The sequence below is a fragment of the Bacteroidota bacterium genome (assembly GCA_030706565.1).
Lineage (GTDB): Bacteria > Bacteroidota > Bacteroidia > Bacteroidales > JAUZOH01 > JAUZOH01.
In genome coordinates, this window is the sequence record JAUZOH010000245.1 from 1 (window position 1) to 5788 (window position 5788).

Below are 5788 nucleotides of genomic sequence, written 5' to 3' on the forward strand. Positions count from 1 at the left end.
AGCAATAGCCATGGCCAGCGACATTTCAGCCACATCAAGAAAATGAGACGGATGCCAATCCACAAAGTTGGAAACAGCAGTAACTTCATCATTAATCCTTTTAAGAACAACCGGATCTTTGTCAATCCTGTATACCATAGAGAGGATGGTCATTCTATATAGCATTTCTCTTGAAGTGCCCAGCAGCCTCCTTCCGACTACCTCCCGTGTAATCAATGGTTTTTTCAGGATACGCTGAGCGTTTAACTTTATGGCGGCATAATAATTCTTCACCACAGGATCCGTCTTTATTTTTGCCTTCAACACCTTTTCGATCTCCGGAGTTAGAACAAGACGGGGAGTGGCTTTTCTTAATTTTTTCTTAAGGTATTGTACAGAAATTGGGTTCTCGAGTTTTACTAACCCTGAATTCTGAATACCAGTTTTAGGGGCAACCGGAACAGATTTCGCTTCAATGCCTCCGGAAAATATGACACCCAGGCTCATTAAGCAAATAAAACAAAGGATTTTAGTTTTCATATATTATTTAATTTTTAAGGATTATATCAACCACAGGATTAATTTTATCTTGTACCGACTTAAAAATGAATTGCATTCTTTTCGATAACACAGACAAATCTTATGGTTTTGTCAGGTATGACTATGTTTTTACTTTAAAGTTTAATTTTTTTGTATTTATTTTTTAATTGACTCAATTTTACTCATAAAGCTCTGCTCAAAACAAAGTAATCCTTTCCTTGCTTTCTTTAAGTCCTGAGTCAGATGTCAGAATCATCCATTTTTTTGAAGGAAGTGCATATCTGCTCTTCACGGGCAGGGTAAAATCAACATTGATCACTTCATTCAAAGGATTATATAACAATAATTTTTTAGCACTTTTAATGATTAGAAGAGAAGAAGCTTTTTCAAGATTGAAAGCCAGATTAGCGTCCTTGTATGCAGAAAGGTTGTAAAAACCGAAATATTTATCATTTTTATTCCTGGGCTCCCTGACAATAACCAAAGTTGCATTGGTATTAAAAGCCGGAACCAATCCGGATTCAATTCTATAATTTGAATCCTCATTATTTCTCCTTATAACCAGGGCAAGGGTTTCATAAGTAGTCTTGATTTCCTCCGCCCATAAATTATTCTGGCCGGTTTTGATCTTATTATAACTAACATTTGGTTTATCCCCGGAATAAGGATAGATCAAAGTAGAAAAAGTAGCAGGTGCTGCTTCATTCTTTGAATATACAACCGTTGGAATTTTTCTGTTTTCGTTTGGTATCCATCCTAAAATCGGATTCATCTCACCTTTTGCAATCCTTGCAAACATTCCATCAGGATCCATGGGGAAAAGTCCTAATTGAACAGAATCCGGGCGAAGACTGCGAACTGCCTTTGTTGCCTCATCCAATTCAGCATCGGGAGCATCCAGGTTAAAATGGGCCTCATAATTATGTACCCCTGTACCATTTAAGAAATCTACCGCAACATAATAATAGGGTTTGAGAAATATCACATGCCGTGTATGACGGATAGATGTATCTTTTTCGCCCACATACTTTTTAGGCATAAATTGTACAGCCACATATTTATTTTCCTGATATCCTGAAGAATAAGTACCAGCCCCGTAATCAAAGACGGGAGAAGTTACCCACGGGTTTTTCAAAGGTTCTTTAATAAGACGGCTCCCGGGAATATCAGCACGATGTTGTTCTTTACCGTCAACAATTATGGTATTATGAGAAGGAGTCGAGAGCACATAACGCCTCCATAAGGATAAATCGTAGGAATAAGTACCAGGTTCGGTAAGCAGCACTTTCCCTTTTGAATAGAGGAACAAATTAAGCATATCTTCATGTTCGTGCCCTAGACCAACAGGACCTGCATCAAAATAAAGACAGTTATCAGCATAATTCCAACCACTGCGCATTACATAATAACCGGCGTAATTAAAGAAATAAGAATCATATCGGGGTTTCTTTCCTTTTTTTCCTAAAGTGGCGCCAAAGAGAAATTTTGGGTCTTTCCAAACTTCATAAGCCTCCTTAAGGGAAGAAGTAGCATTTTCGAACCAAGCATCATTGAAAGGCGGGAGATATCCTGTAGGGTTCATCATATAGAGATTAAACTCATACATTTTTTTTAATTTATCAAGATATTTATCAGGTAAAGGGAGATTATTTTTTTGCGCCAGTTTGGCCAATTCCATAAAGTTTGAACGTGAAACCTGATGATATCCAGTCGTAAGTTCTACTTCAGCTCCATCAGGATAAACCTGCTTGTCCAATTCTTTATATAATCGATTAAAGGCAACATTTCGATATTCTTCAGCTTTTTTTAATTCAGGGAAAAGAATACCAATGGTGCCCAAGCCGTTACATTCCATTGTAATCCAGTTGCCGCTGCGCTGTGGATAGTCAATAGTGATTTTCTCCAATCTCTGGCCGTGTTCAATAATTCCTTTAACAAAAGTTGCGTTTACATCAGCAGTAAATGAAGGAGAGAAAAGGAAATACCAATAGGCATTCATCCAGGAACCCGACATTCTTATTCCAGATTCAATAGTACGCCAGCAAAGGGTTTCCCCCGCATCCTGGTCCAAAGGAACTGGATTATCTTTAACCCATCCCACCATCTGAGCGATCCATTCCCTTGCATATTTCTCGTCTAAAGTAGCCCAATAAGCTTTTCCCAATGTATTCCAAAATGGCATACGGTTAAGGTTGCACCAGGTCCATTCTTTTGTAAAATAGGGTTTTGAAGGATCCACCGGATTATATTGCCAGTTTATCCTTTCGCCAAGAAAAGCTTGAGGAGCACTCATGGAGGGTTCAATTAAATGTTTCATTATGTTATCCGCAGGAGGATAAAGGGATGAAACAGCTTTCCGGGGTTTATCGGCAGGATTAATATTCCATTTCACCTTACTTTTCCCGCGCCTGAATTCGAGGTAAGCAATTTTTGCTTTTCCCCAATCCCCTTGTTTGTAATATTTCCGTACTTCTTCCATACCCGGAAAATCAAAATTCAATGCCGAAAACAATAAGGAATCCTCAGCATTCTTGGAGGAAGGGGCAGCACCTATTTTTTGATCCCGGTCTGGTTGTGAGCCATAGGAAGCAGGACAGAGAAACAGGAAGACTGCGATTGAAATAGATAGAAGTTTCATAGATAAAGGATTTTAGTAGTCAGTCTTTTCGAAATACAAAGGGTTCACCGACAGCAAATTTTATTTTTTTAATGCACCAGGGACAGGTTATAGCATGAATTGCTTATAAGCCTTACATTCCGCTTTTGCGGACAGGGTAATTTCATGGTCAATCCGGTAAGTAATTTGTAAAAAGAGTCAGCCTATAAATGAAACAGTTCGTTAAACATATAACTGTTTCAGCTATTGACTTTATTCATCAGCTCAATACCTCTTTGTTGTTTTAATATATACTTGATTTTCAGATTATTAGAAGGGAAAAGAATTCATACTCTATGGAATAATCAAACTATAATTGTAATCGATGAAAATCAAATAAAACCAGAATGTATGAGAAGTATAAAACCAACATTTTATTTATAACAGGCGAAGTTTTTTTACTTCGCCTGTTAAAATGAACAATCTAAAAATACCCATCAAAAATCAAGGTACGTAGACACAGAAGCACAATTCTGTATTTTCCGGTCTTAGATCAAAAGATCAGACCAAATTATTTAAAAATAGTAGGTACAAAGGTTTGTAATGTCACTGCCCGGTCACGAACCACTAAAGTATCGGTTGCATTATAAGTATTGGTACCGTTTGATAGCTGATAGTTGAGATGAATAGCATTCCTCAATTCGTTTCCCCAGGAATCAGCATTCTTTTTGAATTTGCCCGTACCGGTAATAGTATATGGAGAACCAGGGGCTGCAGTAACCGTACAAGTACTGTCACTTGCAAAATTAAGAAGAAGGCCGAAACTTCCTTTAAATATAGACGAATGGAGATTCCCATTTACAGCTACCTGATTTTTCCCGGAAGTAGCCAGGTTCCAAAGTTCATTATCCACAATATAGGTAGCATGGTAAACATTCGTTTCCAAAACCGCATTAGATGCATCTTTTACAACGCTAATTCCCCTATGCAGGAAATTGCCGGAATATGGATTTACAAAGTTCACGGCAAACATTGTGAAATTTTTAGGTACCACGTCCCAATCGGCTGCAATTCGGGGATCCGGATTAGTCTTGGATGATCTGCCCACCAAAATCGAATCCACATCTTTTGAAGCCACTATCCTGACAGGAATAACATAATTCAGTTTTATTGCCCTCGGATCATTGAAAAAGGCATCAGTTAACTGTACTTCGACATTTCCGTTGAACTTCCCTTTAGGAACAGTCAGTTTGTTAGAACTTAAATTATAGTATTCCTTTGGCATCAAACGAATGGTATCGGAGGTAGATGCAAACAAAGCATGATTGCAAAGGCTATCCTCAACAGCTATATCAAACACCCTGTCTTTAGTATTGGTATATACTCCACCAATAGCTATAGAAATCAGGAATTTGTGATTGTTGTCATTTGAATTGTCATAAATATAATCACCTAAAACCAAAGTTCTAATCGGGTATTGATAAGGGAAATATCCGGTAGTGTATTTATAATCCCCATATTCGATTTCATCATTCTTGCAGGAATACAACAATCCCATCAACAAGACGAATAAAATTATAATCTTTTTCATATCTCTAAATATTTCAAATTTTAATACGAAACTTTTATTTTCGACTACCATCCCTTGTTCTGGATTAAAGCATTAAACTTGAGGATCTCATTTTGAGGAAGTGGTCCGTAATGCATATAGTTGTTATCATATTTACGGTTTTCCACATCGACTATCGAATAAGTACTCCCATTGAACTGGATACCTTTGGCAGTTTCAGTCAAATCTGCGTTCCAACGGCGTAAATCCCAGAAACGGAAACCTTCAAAACAAAGTTCAAGTCTTCTTTCGTTACGGATTAAGGTCCGCATATCTTCCTTGGTTGAAATAGAAGCAAGGTAAGCATCAGGCTGTTTAATTCCGGCACGTTTACGAATAGCAGCAATTACATCACGGGCCGAGAAAGTACTAACCGTACCTTTTCCATCAGGCCCCCAAGCCTCATTAGCGGCCTCGGCATAATTAAGGAAAAGCTCCGTATAACGCATGTGTACTTCATAATGGTTTTTGGTTGAAGTGGAAGTAGGGTTCATGTTCACATCTTCACGCAAGAGTTTTCTCATATAATATCCGGTACGGGTAGAAGTAGCTAATGAATCTTTGGCATCCTTGCCCCCTCCAACACCGGTATGAATAATGGTGCTTTTCATGGAACAGCCGTTATAAGCAATATATAAAGCCAGACGCGGGTCCCTGTTGGCATAAGGATTTGCCGGATCATAATTGCTTGCCGGATCGGTTATAGGATAACCATTGGCCATAGGAAAGGCATCAACCAGGTTTTGTGTAGGATTGACATTGCCATTTCCAAAGAGAGACGGAGGAAAGTTTGCACTTTCTCGAGAATTTGAAGCTGATCGCGGTCTTCTCCATACAATCTCTTTTTGATCTATGCCATTTGTTGTAAGCTTTAAAGCATCGACGTAAGTTCCCAGATACCATTTATTTCCATAGGGATCTATTCCACTGATGCCATTTATAGCATTAAGAGCAGCCCCGGCATAATTTGCAGCATCTGCCCACAAATTAGGATCGTTGTTTACATTAAATGCAGGACTTGCAGCCAAAAGAGAAACGCGTGATTTGAAAGCCTTGACAATACG

The 5788-nt window shown here is 38.4% G+C and carries 4 protein-coding genes; all 4 read right to left on the minus strand.

The window, feature by feature from the left end; translation table 11 throughout:
- A partial coding sequence (locus tag Q8907_11730) for a hypothetical protein (protein ID MDP4274938.1) occupies window positions 1-519 on the minus strand: 519 nt, incomplete at its 3' end.
- Window positions 520-715: 196 nt separating this feature from the next.
- Entirely contained in the window at window positions 716-3157 is a 2442-nt protein-coding gene (locus tag Q8907_11735; GenBank protein MDP4274939.1) for an alginate lyase family protein, read from the minus strand.
- Between the two features lie 529 nt (window positions 3158-3686).
- The gene (locus Q8907_11740) at window positions 3687-4706 is read right to left on the minus strand and encodes a DUF5627 domain-containing protein (GenBank protein ID MDP4274940.1); all 1020 of its coding nucleotides are present in this window, start codon (window positions 4704-4706) and stop codon (window positions 3687-3689) included.
- Between the two features lie 44 nt (window positions 4707-4750).
- On the minus strand, window positions 4751-5788 hold a 1038-nt coding region (locus Q8907_11745), incomplete at its 5' end, for a RagB/SusD family nutrient uptake outer membrane protein (protein MDP4274941.1).

Excerpts from the sequence above, each read along its gene's own strand:
- Q8907_11735 (MDP4274939.1), bottom strand. The coding sequence starts at position 3,157 with ATGAAACTTCTATCTATTTCAATCGCAGTCTTCCTGTTTCTCTGTCCT.
- Q8907_11740 (MDP4274940.1), bottom strand. The coding sequence starts at position 4,706 with ATGAAAAAGATTATAATTTTATTCGTCTTGTTGATGGGATTGTTGTAT.